The organism is Microbacterium sp. NPDC059771 (assembly GCF_042732495.1).
Lineage (GTDB): Bacteria > Actinomycetota > Actinomycetes > Actinomycetales > Microbacteriaceae > Microbacterium > Microbacterium sufflavum.
Genome location: NZ_JBHWHK010000001.1, coordinates 516,383 through 535,498, shown reverse-complemented (window position 1 = coordinate 535,498; position 19,116 = coordinate 516,383). Strand labels below are relative to the sequence as shown.

Here is a 19,116-nt window from a genome sequence, read left to right as displayed (position 1 = left end):
CGGAATATTGTGGAGGCGGGGACCTGGGGAGGGGACATGACGGATTCCGTCGCGCGTGAGAGCAGGCATCTGCCGCGCGTCTCGACGAACGTGATCGGGCGACCGCGGCTCAACGCAGCCCTCGAGACGGACACCCCGCTCACGCTGCTCCGCGGGGCATCGGGCTCGGGCAAGACCACCGCGGTGGTCGGCTGGGCGTTCGTCACCTCGTCCCGCGTGGTCTGGCTCACCGTGACCCCCGGGCGTGAGAGCAGCTCCGACCTCGCGCTGGCCCTGCTGCGCGCCCTTCGCGAACAGGCGCCAGAGGGCAGGGCGTCCGCAGACCCCTCGACGGAGTCACCCGGGGAGCTGTGGGCCGCGGTCACCGAGCATCTGTGCCCGCTCACGGAGCCGCTGGTGATCGTGCTCGACGACGCCGCCGCGCTCGACCGCGAGAGCGTGTTCGACCTGTGTCGCACGATCGCCGCGCTCCCGCTCGTGCGACTCGTCGTCGCGACCAACCGGCCCAGTCCCTTCGACAGCGCCGGGCTGCGCCTGGTGATCGACACCGCGCTTCTCGGCCCGCAGGAGCTCATGTTCGACCACGACGAGATCCGCGCGATGCTCGACCCCGCCGTCGACGATGACACGGTCCGGGCGATCCAGGAGGCGACGGGCGGCTTCCCCGCGGCCGTCCGGGCGGCGGCACTGCACGGGGGCGGGTCGGCCGTCGTCGCGGCGGCATCCGCGACGATCGAGGACTACCTCCGGGCTCGCATCGAGCGGGACGACTTCGCCGAGCGGACCCTGGACGATCTCGTCCGGCTCAGCATCACCGACGCCGTCGACACCCACCTCGCTGCCGCACTGACGGGCAACCCCGACATCGTGCACGCCCTCGAGGAATCCGAGGTGTTCGGCTTCGGGCACTGGGAGCCCGGTGAGCCCCGCCTGTTCCGGCTGGCCCCGCACGCCCGCACCCTGCTGCGCCGCGAGCTCCGCCGCACACACCCGGCCGAGATCCCCCGGTTGCGGCGCCTCGCGGTGGAGGGCGCCGTGCGGCGGGGCGCTCCGTTCGAGGGGCTGCGTCTGGCCGTGGAGGAGGACGACCTCGCCCTCGCGGCACACGTGATCATGTCGGGATGGAGCCACCTGCTCGACCACGACGGAAGGGCGGTCGTGCGACTGCTCGGCGACCTCCCGATGGCACGCCTCAAGCAGGAGCCGCTCGTGGCGATGCTCCTCGGCATCTGCCTCAACGCCAACCGGCTGCGCCGCCTGCGCGGACTCCAGCTCCTGCGCCTGGCGGTCTCGGCAGCGAACGGGCGGAAGACCCGCCTCTCGGCGACCGAGCGCCTCTTCATCTGGACCGCCGAGAGCGCGGCCCTGCGGGTCATCGGCATGCCCGACCGGGCGGGACAGGTCGCGGCCCGTGCCCTCGCGCTGTTCACGGAGACCCCCGAGAGCGAGTGGCACCGCTACGCCCGGGAGATGCCGCTGCTGTGCACCCACCTCGCGCTGTCGCTGTACTACGGAGGCCGCCGCGAACAGGCGGTGGGGCTCTTGGAGGAGGCCGCGGCTCTCGCCGGTGCGCAGGGCACCGGCAACGGGTTCCACGCCATGAGCCTGCTCGCCGGTATCCACGCCAGGGCCGGAGACCTCCCGGAGGCGCGGCACTATGTCGGCCTCCTCCGCGACGGCGGTCACAGCCAGGAGCTGCTCGACGGCTACCGCGGCACGTTCTACCGCGTGGCCGAGGCGATGCTCGCGGTCGAGGACGGCGACCTCCACGCCGCGAAACAGCACGTGCGGGCGTTCCTCCCCCACCGGGCGACGAGCGAGCACTGGACGACCATGGCCGCCGTGGAGGCGTGGATCGCGCTGCACGACGGCGACGCCGCGGGCGGCCTCGAACGCCTGGAGTCCTTCGCCAGGATGCGGGGACGCGAGGGGGCAACACCCCACGCACGCCAGGCCCTCAGCCGCCCGCGGATCCTGCTGCACCTCGCGCTCGGCGACGTCCGGGCCGCCCGCAGCATCAAGCAGCGCGACGCGCCGGGCGACCGCTTCGCGACGCTGCTGGAACGCGCCAGGGTGGCCCTGGTCGACGGTCGTGCGCCGGAGGCGGTGCGCATGCTGGCGCAGACGCGGCTCCAGCCGACCACGTCTCGCGAGCGCGCGGAGGCCGCGGCCGTGCAGAGCGCCGCCCTGCACCGCGTGACCCCGGCCGCCGCGCAGCCGACCACCGACGCGCTGGCCGCGCAGCTCGCCGACCGGGAGCTGCGGACCCCGATCGCCCTGCTCGGCGCCGAGGACTTCGCGGCCGTGCGCGCCGACCTGGCCCCCCTCGGCGGCGCGCCCCTGCCCACGCGTTCCGCGCTGCCGTCGTTCGCGACGCGGCCGCGACTGTCGTCCCGCGAGCAGGTCGTGCTGCACGCCCTCACCTCGGGGGCGGCGCTGCCGGACATCGCCGCCGAGCTGAGCGTGTCGCCGAACACCCTCAAGACGCAGCTGCGCAGCATCTACCGCAAGCTCGACGCGGCCAATCGCACCGAGGCGCTGGAGCAGGCCGCCCGGCACGGACTGCTCCCCGACTGATCCCGAGGGCTCCCGGCCGCGCGTGGGGCGGCGGCCGGGAGCCGGCGGGGGGTCGTCAGGCCTGCATGCGGCGACGGCGCACGATCAGCAGCGCGGCTCCGGCGAGCAGCAGGGCGATCGCGAGCATCAGGACCCAGGGCGCCAGCTGTCCGCCGGTGATGGCGAGGGGCGTCAGCACCCGGTTCTCGGTCGTGCCGGCGTGCGGGGTGATCGTCTCCCCTCCGGGCGGCGTGGCCGAGGCGACGGCCACGTTCCGCAGCGAGGTGCCAGCCGCGTCGGCGTGCACGGTCACGGCGTAGGTGATCACGACGCTCTCCCCCTCCGCGAGACTGCCCGTCCAGCGCAGCGCCGTCCCGTCGATCACGGGGGCGGCCACCTCGCGATCACCCACCGTGGCCGTCGCCGTGCCGCGCAGGTCGGCGTGCCGCAGCACTCCGGCCAGGTCGTCCCGCACGACCACCTCGTCCAGCCCGGTCTCGCCGGTGTTGGTGCCGGTGAGCGTGTAGGTCACGACGCTTCCCGTCGCCACGGCCGTGCCCGAACCGGGGTCCGAGGTCTTCGCGAACGTGAAGCCGGGGGTGCCGACCGGGTTCTCCGTGGTCGTCGGCGGGGGCGTGATCACCGCGCCGCCCGGAGGCGTCGCCGTGCCCTCGACCGTGTTGGCGATGGTCGCACCGCCCGCGTCTGCGTGCACGGTCACCGAGTAGGTGATGGTGACGCGCTGGCCGACCGCGAGGTCGCCCGTCCACGTCAGCTCGTCGCCGGCCACGACCGGGGCGGGCGCGACGCCGTCGACCACGGTGGCCGTCACGTCGCCGTTGTAGTCGGCGTGCGCGAGCACGCCCGACAGGTCGTCGTCGATGCTCACGGGCGCCAGAGCCGTCTCACCCGTGTTCACGCCGGTCACGGTGTACGTGATGACGCTGCCCGGGTCGACGCGGGTGCCGTCCGCGGGGTCGGCGGTCTTGCGCAGCTCGAAGCCGGGCGCGTTGACCGGGTGCTCGGTCGTGGCGGGCGGCGTCTCGATCGGCGGCACGCCCCCGGGCGGGGTCGCGGAGCCGGAGGCCCGGTTCGCCAGCACGGTGCCGCCCGCGTCGGCGGCCACGGTCACGGAGTACGTGAGGGTGACGGTCGCACCCACCGGCAGTGCACCGCTCCACGACAACCGGTCGCCCGCCACGGTGGGAGCCGTGGCCGGGACGCCGTCGATCGTGGCGGTCGCATCGCCGTTGAACGCGGCGTGGGCGAGCACGTCGGACAGGTCGTCCGTGATCGCGACGGGGTCGAGCGCCGTCTCACCCGTGTTCACGCCGGTCACCGTGTAGGTGATGACCGCGCCGGGATCGACCGCGGTGCCCGTCGCCGGGTCCGCGCTCTTCGACAGCGAGAAGCCCGGACGGTTCACCGGCGTGGTCGTGGTGCCGGGAGGCGGCGTGATGACGGAGCCGCCGGGCGGCGTGGCAGACGCGGTCGCCGCGTTCTCGATCACGGTGCCGACGCCTTCTGCGGTCACAGTCACGGAGTAGGTGACGGTCACGGTCTCCCCGACCGCGAGCGACCCGCTCCAGGCGAGTGTCGCGCCGTCGACGGTCACGGCACCCGCGGACGCGCCGCCGATGGTCGCGACAGCGTCGCCGTTGTACGCCGCCGAGGGCAGCACGCCGGACAGGTCGTCCGTGATCTCGACCGGGTCGAGCACGGTCTCGCCGGTGTTCGCGGCGGTCAGCGTGTAGGTCAGCACGGTGCCGGGGTCGACGGCGGTGCCCGTGGCGGGGTCGACCGTCTTCGCGAACGTGAAGCCGGGCTCGTTCACCGGGTGCTCCGTGGTGGCGGGCGGCGGCGTGATCGGCGTGCCAGGCGTGGTCGGGCTGCCGGGGTCGCTCGGATCCGTGGGGATGAGCGGGGTCGCGGCGCCGGTGGCGGTGTTGGCGATGAGCTCGCCGCCCGCGGTGGCGTCGACCGTGACCGAGTAGGTGATCACCACGTCCTGCCCCGGGAGCAGTCGGCCGCTCCAGTTCAGCGTTCCGTCGGCCACGCGGACGTCGCCGCGGGTCGCGGTCGCATCGTCGTTCGAGCTCGCGTGGGCCAGCACGTCGCGCAGGTCGTCCGTGATCGTCGCCGGGTCGAGCACGGTGTCGCCCGTGTTGGTGCCCGTGACGGTGTACGTGATCACGCTGCCCGGGTCGACGCGGGTGCCCGACGCGGGGTCGGCCGTCTTCGAGATCGTGAAGCCGGAGCCGAGCACGGGGTGCTCCGTGGTGGAGGTCGGCGGGACGATCGGCTCACCGGGCACCAGCGGCCCGGTCGGGTCGCCGGGGTCGGGCGTGACCGGGGTGCCGGAGCCCGCGACGGTGTTGCGGAGGATCTCGCCCGAGGCGTCCTCTCCCACGGTCACGGAGTAGGTCACGGTCACGGTCTGCCCGGGCTGGAGGGCCCCGGTCCAGGCGAGGGTGCTGCCGGTGAGGGTCGCGCCGCCCGTGGTGAGGGCCGTGCCGTCGATCGCGGTTGCGAGGTCGTCGTTGTACGCGGCGTGGGCGAGCACGCCGGAGAGGTCGTCCGTGAGCGAGGCGGGGTCGAGCGGAGTCGCGCCGGTGTTGGTGCCGGTCACGGTGTACTGGATGGTCTGGCCGGGCTCGACCGTGCTGCCCGAGGCGGGCGACGAGGTCTTGACGAGCTCGAAGCCGGCGACGGGGTGCTCGGTCGTGACGGCCGGGGGGACGATCGGGTCGAAGCCGCCGGGGGGCGTGCCCGACGCGGTGACGCTGTTGGCGATGCGCTCGCCCTCCACGCCCTCGTCGACGATCACCGAGTAGGTCACGGTCAGCACCTGTCCGGGCTCGAGCGCACCGCTCCAGGCGAGCTCGTCGCCCGTGACGGTCGCGGCGCCCGAGGTCACCGGGTCGCCGTCGATCGCGGTCGCCACGTCGCCCTGGTAGGTCGCGAAGGCGCGCACGCCGGACAGGTCGTCGCTCACGGTGACCGGGTCGAGGCGCGTGTTGCCGGTGTTCTCCGCCTCGACCGTGTAGGTGACGCGCTGCCCCGCGGTCACGGCGGTGCCGTTCGCGGGATCCGAGGTCTTGCGCAGGGCCAGGCCGGGTGCGAGGCGCAGGTTCGTGTACGTGCAGGTGACGTCGGTGCCGAGCGGACCGGATGGCTGGGTGACCTGGCCGTCGGCGGTCACCGCGACCGGGGTCGTCGAGCCGTCGGGGTTGACCTGCACGCAGACCAGGGACGCGTCGTAGCGGGCCGGGTCGGTCGTGCCGGCGGGCGACTCGGAGAGCTGGAAGGTGTCCCCCTGGTTGGTGAACACCGGACCCGCGTAGTCGGGCTGCAGGCCGGGCTGCGCGCCACGCGTCGTGGCATCGGTCTGCGGCACCTGGTAGCCGGTGGGCGACTGCACGCGCAGCGCGAACTGGTCGGTGTCGGCCTGGCGCCCGTTCGGGAGGTCCTTCTTGAGCGTGAGGGTGTTGGGGAACGTGCAGCTGGCCATGTCGGTGGGTCCGAAGTTCCCCAGCGACGTGGTGTTCACGGTCGCCCCACGGGGCAGGTCCACCTCGATGATGCGGTTGCCGCCGCCGGACACCGACACGAAGATGTGCCCGAGGTTGCCGAACGCGATGCCGTTGCCCTGCACGCCCGCGCCCATGTCGTGCACCTGCTTGGCGTCGATCGTGGCGGTGCTCGGCTGCAGCGTGCTCGGCAGGTCGGACGAGTAGATGTAGTTGTCGGCCACGAGCACGAGCTGACCGGAGGCGCTGAAGGCCATGTCGCCGTTGGCGCCGAACGCGCTGCTGCCGGTGGTCGGGCGCAGCGTGCCGACCTGCACGTAGGTCTGCGGGGTGACGTTCTCGTTCCACGCGTAGAGGTTGATGGCGCCGTTGATCGTGCCGCTGGCGAAGTAGTACACGCCGGTGACGGGGTGCACGGCGCCGCGCAGGACCGAGGAGTTGAGCGAGAACGAGGTGCGCGTGGTGGTGTCGGTCACGCGGTCGTGCTTCGCGAGCATCTTGCTGCCGGCGGCGTTCGTGACGGTGTACGCGTAGCGTCCGTTGGACGAGAGCCCGAGCGCGTTGTTGGAGTGGTTCGCGCCGAGGTTGATGCTGCTGAGCGTGCCGCCGTCGCCGGGGGCGCCGCCCTGCTCGTTCACCGCGAACTCGCGCACCTCGGAGGTGCTCTGCACGTACACCGCTCCCGGCGTGCAGAGGAACGGCTCGGCTGCTGCGGCCGGCGCCGCGGTGAGCGTGCCGCCCACCACGATCATCGACGAGGCGACGAGCGCGGTGCTCACCACACCGCCGATCAGCTTCCTGGTCCGGCTCCAGCGGCTCGGCCGCTGCTCACGGGCATCACGGAATCCCACGACTTCACTCCCCATCCATCGCTGTCCGCGGCGCGTGCGCGCACACGGAAGCCCCGCCCCCTCAGGCGACCGCCGAGCACCATCGGGTATGGCGTACTCGGTCCGGGCCTCCGCCAGACTGCCCGGGTGCGCAGCTCCGTCCCGGCCGGACCGGGAGAATTCACCCCGCCTTTTCACCCCACCCGGCGGGCGGATCCCCCTCGCCCGATGCGGACGGGGACGCCCGCCCCGCGGACGCCCCCGTCACACCGCACTACTCGCGCGAACCGATCTCCTCGATCGGCCGACGCCGCAGCGCCGCGCCCGTCGCGACGCGGAGGGCGACCAGCGCCAGCGCCCCCATGCCGCCGATGATCGCGAGCGAGCCGAGGACCGGCATCGCGGGGACCGGCTGTCCGGAGATGCCGTAGCTCATCCCCATCAGCGGCGGGATCGCCACGAGCACGCCGAACACCATCGAGATCGCGGCGACGAGGATCGCCTCGACCCGCATGGTGGCACGCACCTGGCCGCGGGTCGCCCCGATCAGCTGCAGCAGCGCCAGCTCGCGCGAGCGCTCACCGGTCGCCATCACGAGGGTGTTCACCACGGCGATCGCGATGTACCCGAGGATCACCAGCAGCGCGACGAGGTTCACCCAGCCCTGCTGCGAGACCGCATCCGCCCCGGTGGCCTTCTGCCCGGACGCGGGTGCGACGAGCAGCCCGCCCGCCGCGAGCGCATCGGCCGTCTGTGCCGCGTCGCCCTCCACGGACACGAGGGCGAACGCGTCGAGCCCCGCGGAGGTGTGGGCGCGCACGTGCGCGGCGTCCATGGTGAGGGCGCCGAAGCCGAGGCCCCGCTCGTAGACCGCGACGACGGTGGCGTCCAGCGCTGTGCCGTCGCCCATCGTCCCGGTGACCGTGTCGCCCAGGCCGACCCCGAGGGTGTGTGCGGTGTCGACGCTCACGGCGATGGCACGGCCGCCGTCGAGTGCCGCCAGCGCCCCCTCCTGCACCTGCAGGTCGAGCAGCCCGTCCACGGTCGCGGGGTCGACGCCCTGCAGCACGTACTCGGTGCGCTCGAGCTGGCCCTCGATGTCGCGCGAGTCGATCACGGCCGCGCTGAGCGCCACGCCCGAGGCCCCGATCACCCCCGGTGCCTCCCGCAGCGCCTCGACCGTCGCGGGCGAGAGTCCCGCGGGCGCGGACACCCGCAGTTCCGCGGTGACGCCGTCGCGGGCCTGCTGCGCCGCCTCGTCCGCGACGATCGTCGGTCCGCCGATCTGCACCAGTCCCAGCCCGATGCCGAGCGCGATGGGGAGGATCGCGGCCGCCAGCCGTCGACTGCCCGCCGCCGTGTTGGCGGCGGCGAGGAAGCCCGCTGCCGAGAGCCGACGCAGCAGCGGGCCGACCAGCCGCACGCAGACCGCGACCAGCCACGGGCCGAGCAGCCCCAGCGCGACGATCAGCATCAGGGCGGCACCCGCCGAGGCGCCGACGGCCGCATCCCCGCGCACCACGAGCGGCACGGTCGAGACCGAGACCCCGGCGGCGGCGAACACGATCCCGGCGATGATGCGCGGCAGGCCGATGGGTCCCGGCCCGGTCGACGACTCGCGCAGCGCCTCGATGGGGTCCAGGCGCGCGGGGCGCCGCGCCGCGATCCGGGCCGCGCCCCACGCCGCGCCGAGCACCAGCAGCAGAGCACCGGCCGCGGGGATCGGGCTCACGGCGAGCGCGAAGTCGCCCGGGATCACCCCTCCGGCCACGAACGCGGTCTGCAGCACCGTCGACAGCGGGTAGCCCGGAGCGAGGCCGAGCACCGCGGCGACCGCGGCCACCGCGAGCACCTCGCGGGCGATCAGCGCGTGCACCTGCTGCGGTGTCGCGCCCACCGCCCGGAGCAGCGCGTACTCCCGCCGTCGCGCCTGCACCGACAGCGACAGCGTGCCCGCCACGATGAACAGCGCCACGAGGATGCACGTGCCGACGAAGGCGCTGCCGATCGCGACGAGCATCGTGCGGGCGGCGCCGGAGTCGAGGAACTCCACGTCGCCGCGGGCGTCGCCGGTGCGGGCGACCACCCCGGGCAGGGTCTCGCCGATGGCGGTCGCCACGGCCTCCGCGTCCTCGCCGTCCACGAACACGCCGAGCACCTGCGGGGCGCCGCCGTGCGGGTCGAGCTCGGCGATGTGGTCGCCGGTGAGGAACACGGCCGCCCCGCGCTCGGGCGGCACGGGCGCGGTCACCACGCCCACGACGCGGTAGTCCGCCGGCACGCCGCCGTGCGCGAGGGAGAGGGTGTCGCCCACCGCGTGCCCGGAGTCCGCGGTGACCACGACCTCCTCGGCCTCGGCGGGCTCGCGGCCGTCGCTGAGCGCGAAGCCCGTGAGCGCCGTCGCCGCCCAGGGGTGCGCCTCCACGACCGCCGTCGCATCCGGGGCTCGAGGGGCGGCGAGCGGCACGGTCACGTCGGCGACCACGGCCTCGACCCCGGGCAGCTCCGCGATCTCGCGGGCGGCGTCGGCGGGCAGCGGCGCACGCTCGCGCAGTGCCACGGGCAGGTCCTCCGGCACGTCGACCTGCTGCGCGGCGCCCACCACGACCTCGGCTGCCGTGTAGCGCTGCGGGGCGAGGCCGCCGCGGATGCCCGACTCCACGAGCACGCCGAGCCCGGTGACCAGGGCGCTCGCGACGAAGATCGCCACGAACACTCCGGCGAGGCTGCGCCGGTGGTGGCGCAGGTCGGCGCGGACGAGCCGTCCGAGGCCGAGCGACGCGGCGGCCATCACCACTCCCCGAGCGTGCTCATGCGGGCGGTGATCTCCTGCGCGGTGGCGCCGTCGAGGTGTCCCGCGAACGCGCCGTCGGCGAGGAAGACCACCCGGTCCGCGTGCGAGGCGACGACGGGGTCGTGCGTGACGACGACCACGGTCTGGTGCAGTTCCCGCGCGGTGTGGGCGAGCAGGTCGAGCACCTGGGCACCCGTGCGCGAGTCGAGCGCGCCGGTCGGCTCGTCGCCGAACACCACGTGCGGGCGGGTGATGAGCGCGCGGGCGATGGCCACCCGCTGCTGCTGGCCGCCGGAGAGCTCGGCGGGTCGGCGGTGGCGTCGGTCCGCGAGCCCCACCGCGTCGAGCAGTGTCTCCAGCCACCGGTGGTCGATGGCGCGTCCGCCCAGCCGCAGCGGGAGGGTGATGTTGTCCTCCACGGTCAGCGCGGGCAGCAGGTTGTACGCCTGGAACACGAAGCCGACGTGGTCGCGGCGGAACGTCGTGAGCTGGCGCGCCTTCAGGGCGGAGATCTCGGTGCCGCCGAGGTGGACGGTGCCGCTGGTCGGACGATCGAGCCCCGCTGCACTGTGCAGCAGCGTGCTCTTGCCCGAGCCGGACGGCCCCATGATCGCCGTGAAGGAGCCCTTCGCGATGGCCAGGTTCACGCCGCGGAGAGCGGTGACGCGCGCGGCGCCGGAGCCGTACGCCTTGACGAGTCCGGAGAGGCGGAGGGCCTCGGTGGGTGCCGCCTCGACGAGCGGCGCAGGGGGTGTGGTGGTCATGCTTCGACGCTAGGAACACCGAGCGGGCGGCCCCATCCCGCCCGGTCCCCGATCGATGGTGGAGCTGGCTATACCGTGCCGCGCACTCTGCTCCGGCAGACTGGCAGGGTGAAGGACGGATGGGGGCGCCGGTGGCTGCGCGACGCCGGGTATCTGGGGGTCGAGCTCGGGGCGTCGGTCGTCTCCCTCGGGCTGTTCTGCGTGATCCTGGTGCTGTTGCCGCTCATGCTCATCACGGGCGGCGTGCTGCTGATGCCGCAGGCCGTGCAGGTGCTGCACCGGTGGAGCGACGTGAACCGGCGGCGCATCGGCCGGCGGCGGGGTGAGGAGCTTCCGCCGCTCGCACGCACGCTTCCCCGCGGCTCGACGATCGATGAGCGGCTGCGCTTCGCCTTCTCGCGCGCCACGGCCCGCGACGCCCTGTGGCTCACGGTGCACGCGTTCCCCGTGATGTGGCTGTCGCTGCTCACGCTCGCGCTTCCCGTCTCGGCCGTGAACACCCTCGCCGTCACGTGGTACTGGCAGTTCGCGCCGGCCGACGACCCGGTGGGCTCACCGTATCCGGTCACGTCGTGGGAGCTCGCGTGGACGATGCCGCTGGTGGCCCTCGGCTACGCGATCGCCGCGGCGTTCCTGGTGCCGGCGGTCGCCCGCCTGGTGGCGTTCGTGTCGGCGAAGCTGCTGGCGACGCCCGCGCGGTCGCGGCTGGCGGCCCGGGTGGACGCGCTGACGCTGAGCCGGGCGGCGGCGCTGGACGCGCACGCGGCCGAGCTGCGCCGCATCGAGCGCGACCTGCACGACGGGGCGCAGAACCGGCTGGTGAACGTGGTGATGATGCTGGGGATCGCGGAGCGTGCGCAGGAGACGGGCGGCGACGTCGGAGAACCGCTGCGGCGGGCGCAGGATGCCGCGGCCGACGCCCTCGCCGGTCTGCGGCGCACGGTGCACGACATCTATCCGCCGATCCTCGACGAGCTGGGCCTGGAGGGCGCGCTCGCGTCGCTCGCCGGGCGCAGCGTCGTGCCGTGCGCGCTGGAGACCGCCGGGGTGGGCCGGGTGCCGGCGGCGGTGGAGTCGGCGAGCTACTTCGTCGTGGCGGAGGCGCTGACCAACGTGAACAAGTACGCCGCGGCGACGCGCGCCACGGTGCGGGTCGAGCGGGAGGGCGAGCTGCTGCTGATCGCGGTGGAGGACGACGGCGTCGGCGGGGCGGTCGAGCGGCCGGGTGGGGGTCTCGCCGGGGTCCGTCGCCGGATCGAGGCCTTCGAGGGCACGCTCGACGTGACGAGCCCGGCCGGCGGGCCGACCGTGCTGAGGACGGAGCTGCCGTGCGGATCGTGATCGCGGAGGACGACACCCTGCTGCGGGAGGGGCTGGCGCTGCTGCTGCGCAGCGAGGGCTTCGACGTGATCGGTGCCGTGCCCGACGCCGAGGGCTTCCTCGCGCTGCTCGACGATGCCGATGCGGCGGTGCTCGATGTGCGGATGCCGCCGACCTTCACGAGCGAGGGCCTCAAGGCGGCCGCCGAGGCGCGGGCCCGCCGTCCCGGCTTCCCGGTGCTGGTGCTGTCCGCCTACGTGGAGGATCGCTACGCGGGGGAACTGCTCGCCGCGGGAGCCGACGGTCTGGGCTACCTGCTGAAGGAGCGGGTGGGCAAGGTCGCGGCGTTCGTCGACGCCCTGCGCCGCGTGGCCGCCGGGGGCACCGTGATGGACCCCGAGGTGATCTCGCAGCTGCTCAGCCGCCGTCGCGCCGACGACCCCGTGCAGACCCTCACCCCGCGCGAGCGCGAGGTGCTGGGCCTCATGGCCGAGGGGCTCGACAACACCACGATCGCCGAGCGGCTGTTCGTCACGGAGACCGCCGTGAGCAAGCACATCGGCAACATCTTCGCCAAGCTCGGCCTCTCGTCGAGCGACAGCGGGCATCGCCGCGTCCTCGCCGTGCTCGCCTACCTGCGCAGCTGACCCCGTCGCACCTCTCCGAAGAAGTTCGGTATTCGGTGTTGCTAAGTACCGGTACTCAGTGTTACTTTGTACCGGTACCCAGCAACACTGAGTACTGAACCGAGAAGGAGAGGGGGACCACATGGGCAAGCAGATGACCGAGATGCTCAAGGGCACCCTGGAGGGCATCGTGCTGGCCCTCCTCGCCGAGCAGCCGGCCTACGGCTACGAGATCACCACGCGCCTGCGTGACCACGGCTTCACCGACACCGCCGAGGGCACCGTCTACGCCCTGCTGGTGCGCATCGAGCAGAAGAAGCTCGTCGACGTCGAGAAGGTGCCGAGCGAGAAGGGCCCGCCCCGCAAGGTGTACACCCTGAACGCCGCGGGCCGGCAGGAGCTGGAGGAGTTCTGGACCACCTGGAACTTCCTCACGACACACATCGAACGACTGAACACCACTCACACGAACACCCCCAGCGAGGAGAACTGACATGGCCGCCAAGTGGATCGAAGCGCTCACCGGATCGCTCGAGCAGAAGAAGCAGTACAAGCAGGCGAAGGCGCGGATCGAGGCTCTGCCCGAGCCGTACCGCACGGTCGCCAACGCCCAGCACCGCTACACGATGTACTACGGGGGGATCACCGACGGCGACACGCTCGTGCAGATCTTCCTCGACCTCGCCGACCTGTGGGAGCGCGCCGCGATCGACGGCACCCCGATCGACGACATCATCGGCGCCGACCCGGTCGAGTTCGCCGAGACCTACGCCGAGGCCTACGGGGGCACCCAGTGGGTCGACAAGGAGCGCGCCCGGCTGACCAAGGCCGTCGAGGACGCGAAGAAGAAGGAGCAGTCATGACGAACACCGCCCTCTCGGTGCGAGGCATCGAGAAGTCCTACAAAGACCTGCACGTGCTGCGCGGCGTCGACTTCGAGGTGGAGCGGGGATCGATCTTCGCCCTCCTCGGGTCGAACGGTGCCGGCAAGACCACGATGGTGCGGATCCTCTCCACGCTGCTGAAGGCCGACGCCGGCACGGCGACCGTGCAGGGCGTCGACGTCGCCGCGAACCCCCTCGGCGTGCGCGAGAAGATCAGTCTCACCGGGCAGTTCGCCGCGGTCGACGAGATCCTCACCGGGCGCGAGAACCTCGTGCTGGTCGCGAAGCTGCGGCACCTGCCCGACCCGGGCGGGGTCGCCGACCGCCTGCTGGCCACCTTCCGCCTGACGGACGCCGGTGGCCGCAAGGTCGGCACCTACTCGGGCGGCATGCGGCGGCGGCTCGACATCGCGATGAGCCTGGTCGGCGACCCCGAGGTGATCTACCTCGACGAGCCGACCACGGGCCTCGACCCCGAGGCGCGCATCGAGGTGTGGGACGTCGTGAAGCAGCTCGCGCACAGCGGCACCACGGTGCTGCTCACCACGCAGTACCTCGACGAGGCGGAGCAGCTGGCCGACCGGATCGCGATCCTGCACGAGGGCCGCATCATCGCGAACGACACCCTCGCCGGGCTGAAGCAGCTGCTCCCGCCCGCGCAGGTCGAGTACGTCGAGAAGCAGCCCACCCTCGAGGAGATCTTCCTCACCCTGATCGGACCCTCACGAAAGGACGCAGCATGAGCACGCACTTCGCCGCCGACACGGCGACCCTCACCGGCCGCTCCATGCGGCACATCCTCCGCAGCCCCGACACGATCATCACCACCGCGGTCACCCCGATCGCGCTGATGCTCCTGTTCGTGTACGTCTTCGGCGGCGCGCTCCAGCAGAGCACCGGCACCGACAACTACGTGAACTACCTGCTGCCGGGCATCCTGCTCATCGCGATCGCGTCAGGCATCGCCTACACCGCGTTCCGGCTGTTCACCGACATGCAGAGCGGCATCTTCGAGCGGTTCCACTCCATGCCGATCGCCCGATCGAGCGTGCTGTGGGCCCACGTGCTGACGTCGCTCACGGCGAACGCGATCACCCTCGCGATCATCTTCGGCGTCGGCTTCCTGATGGGCTTCCGCACCGGGGCGAGCGTGTGGGCCTGGCTCGGAGTGATCGGCATCCTGATGCTGTTCACCCTCGCGCTGACGTGGCTGGCGATCATCGCCGGGCTGAACGCCAAGACGGTCGACGGGGCGAGCGCGTTCTCGTATCCGCTGATCTTCCTGCCGTTCATCAGCTCGGCGTTCGTGCCGACCGACACCATGCCCGCACCCGTGCAGTGGTTCGCCGACAACCAGCCGGTCACCTCGATCGTCAACACCATCCAGGCGCTGTTCGCCGAGCAGCCCGTCGGCGATGACATCTGGATCGCCCTCGCCTGGTGCGTCGGCATCCTCGTGGTCGCCTACGTGTTCGCGATCATCTCCTACCGGAAGAAGGTCAGCTGATCGTCGCCAAGCGGAACGGAACGCTCCGTCCGGGGTCTCGCACCCCGGCCGGGGCGTTTCGCTGCGCTCGGCCGCACGGTATGGCAGGCAGAGATCTCCTTCACATCATGGGGAAACCGGGTACGCGGAGACCATGAGCACGGACGCGACAGTGATCACGGCAAGACTCAGACCGATCGCCACACCACCGATCACATGCGGCGAGGCCCTCTTGATGAGTGCGATGACGAGCATGGCCACCTCGATGAGCGTGATCACGAGGAGAGCCGCCTTCGTGCCGTCGATCACGACGTTGGCGACATCGTCTCTGCATGAGAACGCGCACCCGTCCCCTCGCATCGCAGTGAGAAAGACGAGAAGCACGCCGCCGCCGGCAACCACGATCTGAGCCGCCGCCCAGAGTCCCGCAGCGACGTACCGTCGCCGTGGGACGCGCGGGAACCGCGCCTGACTGCGGGGCTCGGTCACGAGAAGTCCGTCATCATGTGTTGGACGAACGCTCGCGGATCGGACATGTAGCTCTTATAGGAGCTATGGATCCGGCTGTCAATCGGCGCCCCCGCCTGGCATCTGGCGGCTTCGCGACCAGCCCGTCGGCGAGGACATCTGAATCGCCCGACTCCGGCCGCGCGGTCTGCAGGATCTCGCGCCCGGAAGGAGCCGAGCGCGCCGACGCTCGTTCAGGGCGGGAGGTCTCCTTCACGCCCCCGGAACGCGCCGTCCTCAGCGCAGGCCGAGCGGACCGAGGATCACACGGCGACCGCTGCGCACCCACACGGCACCGTCGGCGCGATGCTCCGCGCGGGTCGCGAAACGGTACCGGTACGACACCGCTCGCACCCATCGCGGCCGTTCACCGTGGAACGGGTCGACGCGCAGCATCCGCAGGGTCGGGCCGTCGGCCTCGAGCAGTCGCAGCAGGAACACCGTGAACCAGTCGTCCAGCGAGTGCCCGAGCGGCAGGAACCACATCAACCAGTCCAGCCGCAGGTGGTACGGGGCGAACTGCCGCGGCACGCGCCGCACGTCTCCGGGCTTGCCGCGGAACCCGTACTCGCGCCAGTGCACCCCCTCCTCGTCGTCCGACCCCTCCACCACGATCTCGATGCGTTCCCGCGTCACCGTGCCGAAGGCGCCGTAGGCGTTGGCGAGCTGCCACCGGTGGAAACTCGCGTTCATCAGCTGCCGCCGCGCGAACAGGTTCCGCACGGCCGGCACGCTCAGCACCACGAACAGCAGGCCGACGGCCGAGGTCACCACGACCCACCACAGCGGCATCCCCGACACGGTCCAGGGCAGCGCCGTCTCGGGTGACCGCTCGGCCGCGCCCACCCCCGGCAGCCCGATCGCCGAGAAGCCGAGCACGATCGTCGCCGCGTTCAGCCACGCGAAGTTGCCGGTGAGCACGAGCCACAGCTGGGTCGCGATCACGACACCGCCGGCGACCGCGCCGACGATCTGCGGCACCGGCCCCGGCACCCACAGCGACAAGACGGGAGCGAACAGGAAGAACGGCACGACCAGCTGCGCGACGTGGTTGCCGATGACCTCCAGCCTGTGGAACCACCGCGGCAGCAGGTGCGCCCGGCGGCTGAGCGGGCCCGGCATCGGCTGCGTCTCGTGGTGGAACGTCATGGCGGTGAGGTCGCGCCACTCGCGCCCGCCGCGGATCTTGATCATCCCGGCACCGAACTCCAGGCGGAACAGCAGCCACCAGAACAGCACGATCACCACGACCGGCGGCGGCTGGTCGTTCGACCCCAGGAACGCCGCCAGAAACCCGGCCTCGAGCAGCAGCATCTCCCACCCGAAGGAGTAGAACGTCTGCCCGATGCTCACGACCGACATGTACCCGAACCACAGCGCGAGGAAGCACACCATCGGCAGCCACGGCGGCCCGAGCTGCGGCACCCCCGCGACCAGCAGCACACCCACCGCGATCCCGGCCCACGACAGCGCCACGAGCCGCCGGTCGGTATAGCGCCAGCGGGTGAACAGCGTGGGGTGCAGCAGCTTCCGTCGCTCGCTCTTCTGCGCGACCCAGTCGAGCAGGGCCGGGGCGGGCAGCAGTCCGTGCTCGCCGAGCAGGGCGCGGAACTGGTTGAGCGTGGAGACGAACGCGACCACGTACAGCGCCGCGATGCCCCGCTGCAGGACCTCGCGGGCGAACCCGAAGTCGACCGCCGCGAACCCGTCCACGGCCACAGGCTACGCCGGCCGCCGCACGCCGGTCAGGGGGTTGCGTCCGTCGCTCGAGGGCTGCGCTCCTCGCTCAGGCGGCCGCTGAGCGAGCGCATCGAGACGACGAGCCCGAGGCGCGTCAGTTCTGCATCGCGATCTGCTGCCCCTCGACGAGCGGGTGCACGGCGAGCGCGGTGCCGTCGAGGTCTTCACGGTGCATGTCGACCCCGGTGATCTGACTGTTCTCGTACGTCGTGTAGTAGTAGACGCCCCGGTCGGTGTTGCAGCAGGACGAGTAGATCGTAATCTCGTACTTCTCCTCGTCGCCGACCTGCACGCACCCGCGCTGCTGGGCGACGGAGCCGAGGATCTGGAAGAACTGGCTCAGCGACTCCGACTCGGTGGTGCCGCAGACCGAGTTCATGCGGGTGAACACCGCCTTGATGAAGCGCGACGACGACGACAGGTCGCCGGGCAGCCCGATCCCGCCCATGCCGCGGCTGTACAGGTCGAGCGACTGATCCGGCGCGAACGTGTTGTCGGGCTGGCGGCGCGTGAGGTGCCGGTAGTCGTTCAGGCGGAAGCTCTGGATGTCGAACGTGGGGTTGTTCGTGAGCACGCCCCACGGGTTGTCGTACACCTTCAGTCCGTCCCGCACGCTCTCCACCACGATCGAGGCGGTCCGGTCGGCGATGATCCAGTGCAGCGGCGACAGCGGGAACTCCGCGCTGAAGGAGATGTCGACGAGGCTCACGGATCGCAGCGCGTCCTTCACCTGGGCGACGGTCTCGAACTGCCCGAGCACCCAGGGGATGAACTCGAACGGGGTGATCTCCGTGCCGCCCGATCCCTCCGCGGGGTAGAAGGCGTTGTCGGGGAAGTTGAGTCCGGCCATGCTCAGGCCTTTCTCGTTCGTGCCGTCGTAGTACAGCGGGTAGCCGTCGGACACGGTCGCGATGCCGATGATCGCGTGGTGGGTCGACAGGGGCGGGATCCGTCGGAACTCGAAGGGGAAGTTCCGTGGTGTCACGGTGACGGTCTCGTGGTACGAGAACTCCAGATCGAGGTTGCGCCCGAAGTAGTGGTCGGCGGTGGTGAAGCTCAGTCCTGTGCACATGGTTCCCTCTCCCGTTGCCGGGGCCCGGTCGGGTCCGCGAACGGTCATGGTCGCACCCTCCCCCGCGGAGCGTAAGGGGGGTGCCACCCGCGGCGGACGAGTGCTCTACGGTGTCGCGGTGCGCTCGTCGGCGCCGCGGATCACGAACGCGACGCCCACCAGCGCCACCACCACCGCGACGATCTCCAGCACAGGGCCCAGCCCGGCCAGCGCTCCTGCGGCGCCGTGCCCGACCGCGAACGTCGAGAAGTCCCAGAACCCGTGCAGCACCATGGCCCAGATCAGGCTGCCGGTCACGCGGCGCAGGACGTAGAAGATGGTGCCGGCGCCGAAGGCGAGGAACACCTGCTGCAGCGTGGGGACGAGGGGCTGCCCGCTGAGCGCGTTGATGAGGTGCATGAGTCCGAACAGCGCGGAGGTCAGCAGCCACACCCACACCTCGGACAGGCGGCTGCGCAGCCCGACGAGCAGCAGTCCGCGCGTGGTCAGCTCCTCGGTGAAGCCGACCAGCAGCAGGACGATCGACGCGGCGAAGAAGGCGCCGTCGTAGGAGGCCCAGTCGGTGGAGGCGAGGTTCACGCCCAGGGCCACCGCCATCAGCACCGGGGCGATGATCGGCCAGCGATGCGCGGCGCGCGTCCGCTCGAACAGAGCGGGACGCCACCACCCGAGCAGGCTCGTCGTGATCGCCAGGAGCACCGCTCCGACGATGAGGGACAGGCCGGCGCCCAGGAAGAGGTCGCGTCCGCTGTCGCCGAGGGCCGTGCAGGGAATGCCGGTCGCCTGCTGCACGGTGAAGACGACCGCGACGTACGCCAGGTAGATGACGAGGCCGATCCAGATCCGCGGCCGGACGCGGAGGGGTGTGGTGCTCTCGGTGGCCATCTCGTCCTCGGGTGTCGCGTGCCGGGTGGGGTTCGGGTTCAGTGAAGCGCACGCCGACCCGCCACCGCAATCGCGAAGGCAAGCCCCGCCCGGGGGAGACGTCGAAGGGAGGGCCCCCGGAC

At 72.0% G+C, this 19,116-nt stretch carries 14 protein-coding genes; 7 read left to right on the top strand and 7 right to left on the bottom strand.

The genetic code is table 11. The features are described 5' to 3' along the window. Positions 1–36: 36 nt before the first annotated feature. Positions 37–2,577, top strand: a complete 2,541-nt coding sequence (locus tag ACFV3I_RS02575; RefSeq protein ID WP_378822302.1) for a LuxR C-terminal-related transcriptional regulator — start codon at positions 37–39, stop codon at positions 2,575–2,577. Between the two features lie 55 nt (positions 2,578–2,632). Here ACFV3I_RS02575 and ACFV3I_RS02570 read toward each other — a convergent pair whose 3' ends face one another. The 3 genes from ACFV3I_RS02570 to ACFV3I_RS02560 all read right to left on the bottom strand — a co-directional run bounded on the left by ACFV3I_RS02570 (position 2,633) and on the right by ACFV3I_RS02560 (position 10,474). After that, positions 2,633–6,937, bottom strand: a complete 4,305-nt coding sequence (locus ACFV3I_RS02570; protein WP_378822301.1) for an isopeptide-forming domain-containing fimbrial protein — start codon at positions 6,935–6,937, stop codon at positions 2,633–2,635. Positions 6,938–7,190: 253 nt separating this feature from the next. After that, complete coding sequence (locus ACFV3I_RS02565) at positions 7,191–9,707, bottom strand: FtsX-like permease family protein (RefSeq protein WP_378823200.1); 2,517 nt, start codon at positions 9,705–9,707, stop codon at positions 7,191–7,193. Then, complete coding sequence (locus tag ACFV3I_RS02560; RefSeq protein WP_136036776.1) at positions 9,707–10,474, bottom strand: ABC transporter ATP-binding protein; 768 nt, start codon at positions 10,472–10,474, stop codon at positions 9,707–9,709. Before ACFV3I_RS02560 ends, ACFV3I_RS02565 begins: the two co-directional genes overlap by 1 nt. A gap of 108 nt (positions 10,475–10,582) precedes the next feature. Between ACFV3I_RS02560 and ACFV3I_RS02555 the strand changes: the two genes are divergently transcribed. From ACFV3I_RS02555 to ACFV3I_RS02530, 6 genes are all read left to right on the top strand, one after another. Beyond that, positions 10,583–11,815: a sensor histidine kinase gene (locus ACFV3I_RS02555; protein WP_378822300.1), complete on the top strand. Its 1,233-nt coding sequence runs from the start codon at positions 10,583–10,585 to the stop codon at positions 11,813–11,815. Beyond that, positions 11,803–12,441, top strand: coding sequence for a response regulator transcription factor (locus ACFV3I_RS02550; protein WP_136032203.1), 639 nt, complete (start codon positions 11,803–11,805; stop codon positions 12,439–12,441). The genes ACFV3I_RS02555 and ACFV3I_RS02550 overlap by 13 nt, the downstream gene beginning before the upstream one ends. Positions 12,442–12,562: 121 nt before the next feature. Then, a complete protein-coding gene (locus ACFV3I_RS02545) occupies positions 12,563–12,913 on the top strand; it encodes a PadR family transcriptional regulator (protein ID WP_136032205.1) in 351 nt (116 codons plus the stop codon). Between the two features lies 1 nt (position 12,914). After that, entirely contained in the window at positions 12,915–13,283 is a 369-nt protein-coding gene (locus tag ACFV3I_RS02540) for a DUF1048 domain-containing protein (protein WP_136032206.1), read from the top strand. Continuing rightward, on the top strand, positions 13,280–14,047 hold the full coding sequence (locus tag ACFV3I_RS02535) for an ABC transporter ATP-binding protein (RefSeq protein WP_136045059.1): 768 nt from the start codon (positions 13,280–13,282) through the stop codon (positions 14,045–14,047). Before ACFV3I_RS02540 ends, ACFV3I_RS02535 begins: the two co-directional genes overlap by 4 nt. Further along, the gene (locus ACFV3I_RS02530) at positions 14,044–14,811 is read left to right on the top strand and encodes an ABC transporter permease (RefSeq protein WP_378822299.1); all 768 of its coding nucleotides are present in this window, start codon (positions 14,044–14,046) and stop codon (positions 14,809–14,811) included. The genes ACFV3I_RS02535 and ACFV3I_RS02530 overlap by 4 nt, the downstream gene beginning before the upstream one ends. Positions 14,812–14,916: 105 nt before the next feature. Here ACFV3I_RS02530 and ACFV3I_RS02525 read toward each other — a convergent pair whose 3' ends face one another. The 4 genes from ACFV3I_RS02525 to ACFV3I_RS02510 all read right to left on the bottom strand — a co-directional run bounded on the left by ACFV3I_RS02525 (position 14,917) and on the right by ACFV3I_RS02510 (position 18,994). After that, on the bottom strand, positions 14,917–15,279 hold the full coding sequence (locus tag ACFV3I_RS02525; protein ID WP_136035321.1) for a hypothetical protein: 363 nt from the start codon (positions 15,277–15,279) through the stop codon (positions 14,917–14,919). Positions 15,280–15,534: 255 nt separating this feature from the next. Next, positions 15,535–17,010, bottom strand: coding sequence for a lipase maturation factor family protein (locus ACFV3I_RS02520; protein WP_378822297.1), 1,476 nt, complete (start codon positions 17,008–17,010; stop codon positions 15,535–15,537). A 121-nt stretch (positions 17,011–17,131) separates the two neighbouring features. Further along, positions 17,132–18,109 (bottom strand): choloylglycine hydrolase, encoded by a 978-nt coding sequence (gene bsh, locus ACFV3I_RS02515; RefSeq protein ID WP_136035323.1) that lies wholly within the window; start codon positions 18,107–18,109, stop codon positions 17,132–17,134. Between the two features lie 105 nt (positions 18,110–18,214). Beyond that, the gene (locus ACFV3I_RS02510; RefSeq protein WP_378822296.1) at positions 18,215–18,994 is read right to left on the bottom strand and encodes a CPBP family intramembrane glutamic endopeptidase; all 780 of its coding nucleotides are present in this window, start codon (positions 18,992–18,994) and stop codon (positions 18,215–18,217) included. Between the last annotated feature and the right edge of the window lie 122 nt (positions 18,995–19,116).

Bases quoted from the DNA above. Each gene is read 5' to 3' on its own strand.
- ACFV3I_RS02575 (WP_378822302.1), top strand. From the start codon at position 37: ATGACGGATTCCGTCGCGCGTGAGAGCAGGCATCTGCCGCGCGTCTCG.
- ACFV3I_RS02565 (WP_378823200.1), bottom strand. From the start codon at position 9,707: ATGGCCGCCGCGTCGCTCGGCCTCGGACGGCTCGTCCGCGCCGACCTG.
- ACFV3I_RS02560 (WP_136036776.1), bottom strand. From the start codon at position 10,474: ATGACCACCACACCCCCTGCGCCGCTCGTCGAGGCGGCACCCACCGAG.
- ACFV3I_RS02545 (WP_136032205.1), top strand. From the start codon at position 12,563: ATGGGCAAGCAGATGACCGAGATGCTCAAGGGCACCCTGGAGGGCATC.
- ACFV3I_RS02540 (WP_136032206.1), top strand. From the start codon at position 12,915: ATGGCCGCCAAGTGGATCGAAGCGCTCACCGGATCGCTCGAGCAGAAG.
- ACFV3I_RS02535 (WP_136045059.1), top strand. From the start codon at position 13,280: ATGACGAACACCGCCCTCTCGGTGCGAGGCATCGAGAAGTCCTACAAA.
- ACFV3I_RS02530 (WP_378822299.1), top strand. From the start codon at position 14,044: ATGAGCACGCACTTCGCCGCCGACACGGCGACCCTCACCGGCCGCTCC.
- bsh (WP_136035323.1), bottom strand. From the start codon at position 18,109: ATGTGCACAGGACTGAGCTTCACCACCGCCGACCACTACTTCGGGCGC.
- ACFV3I_RS02510 (WP_378822296.1), bottom strand. From the start codon at position 18,994: ATGGCCACCGAGAGCACCACACCCCTCCGCGTCCGGCCGCGGATCTGG.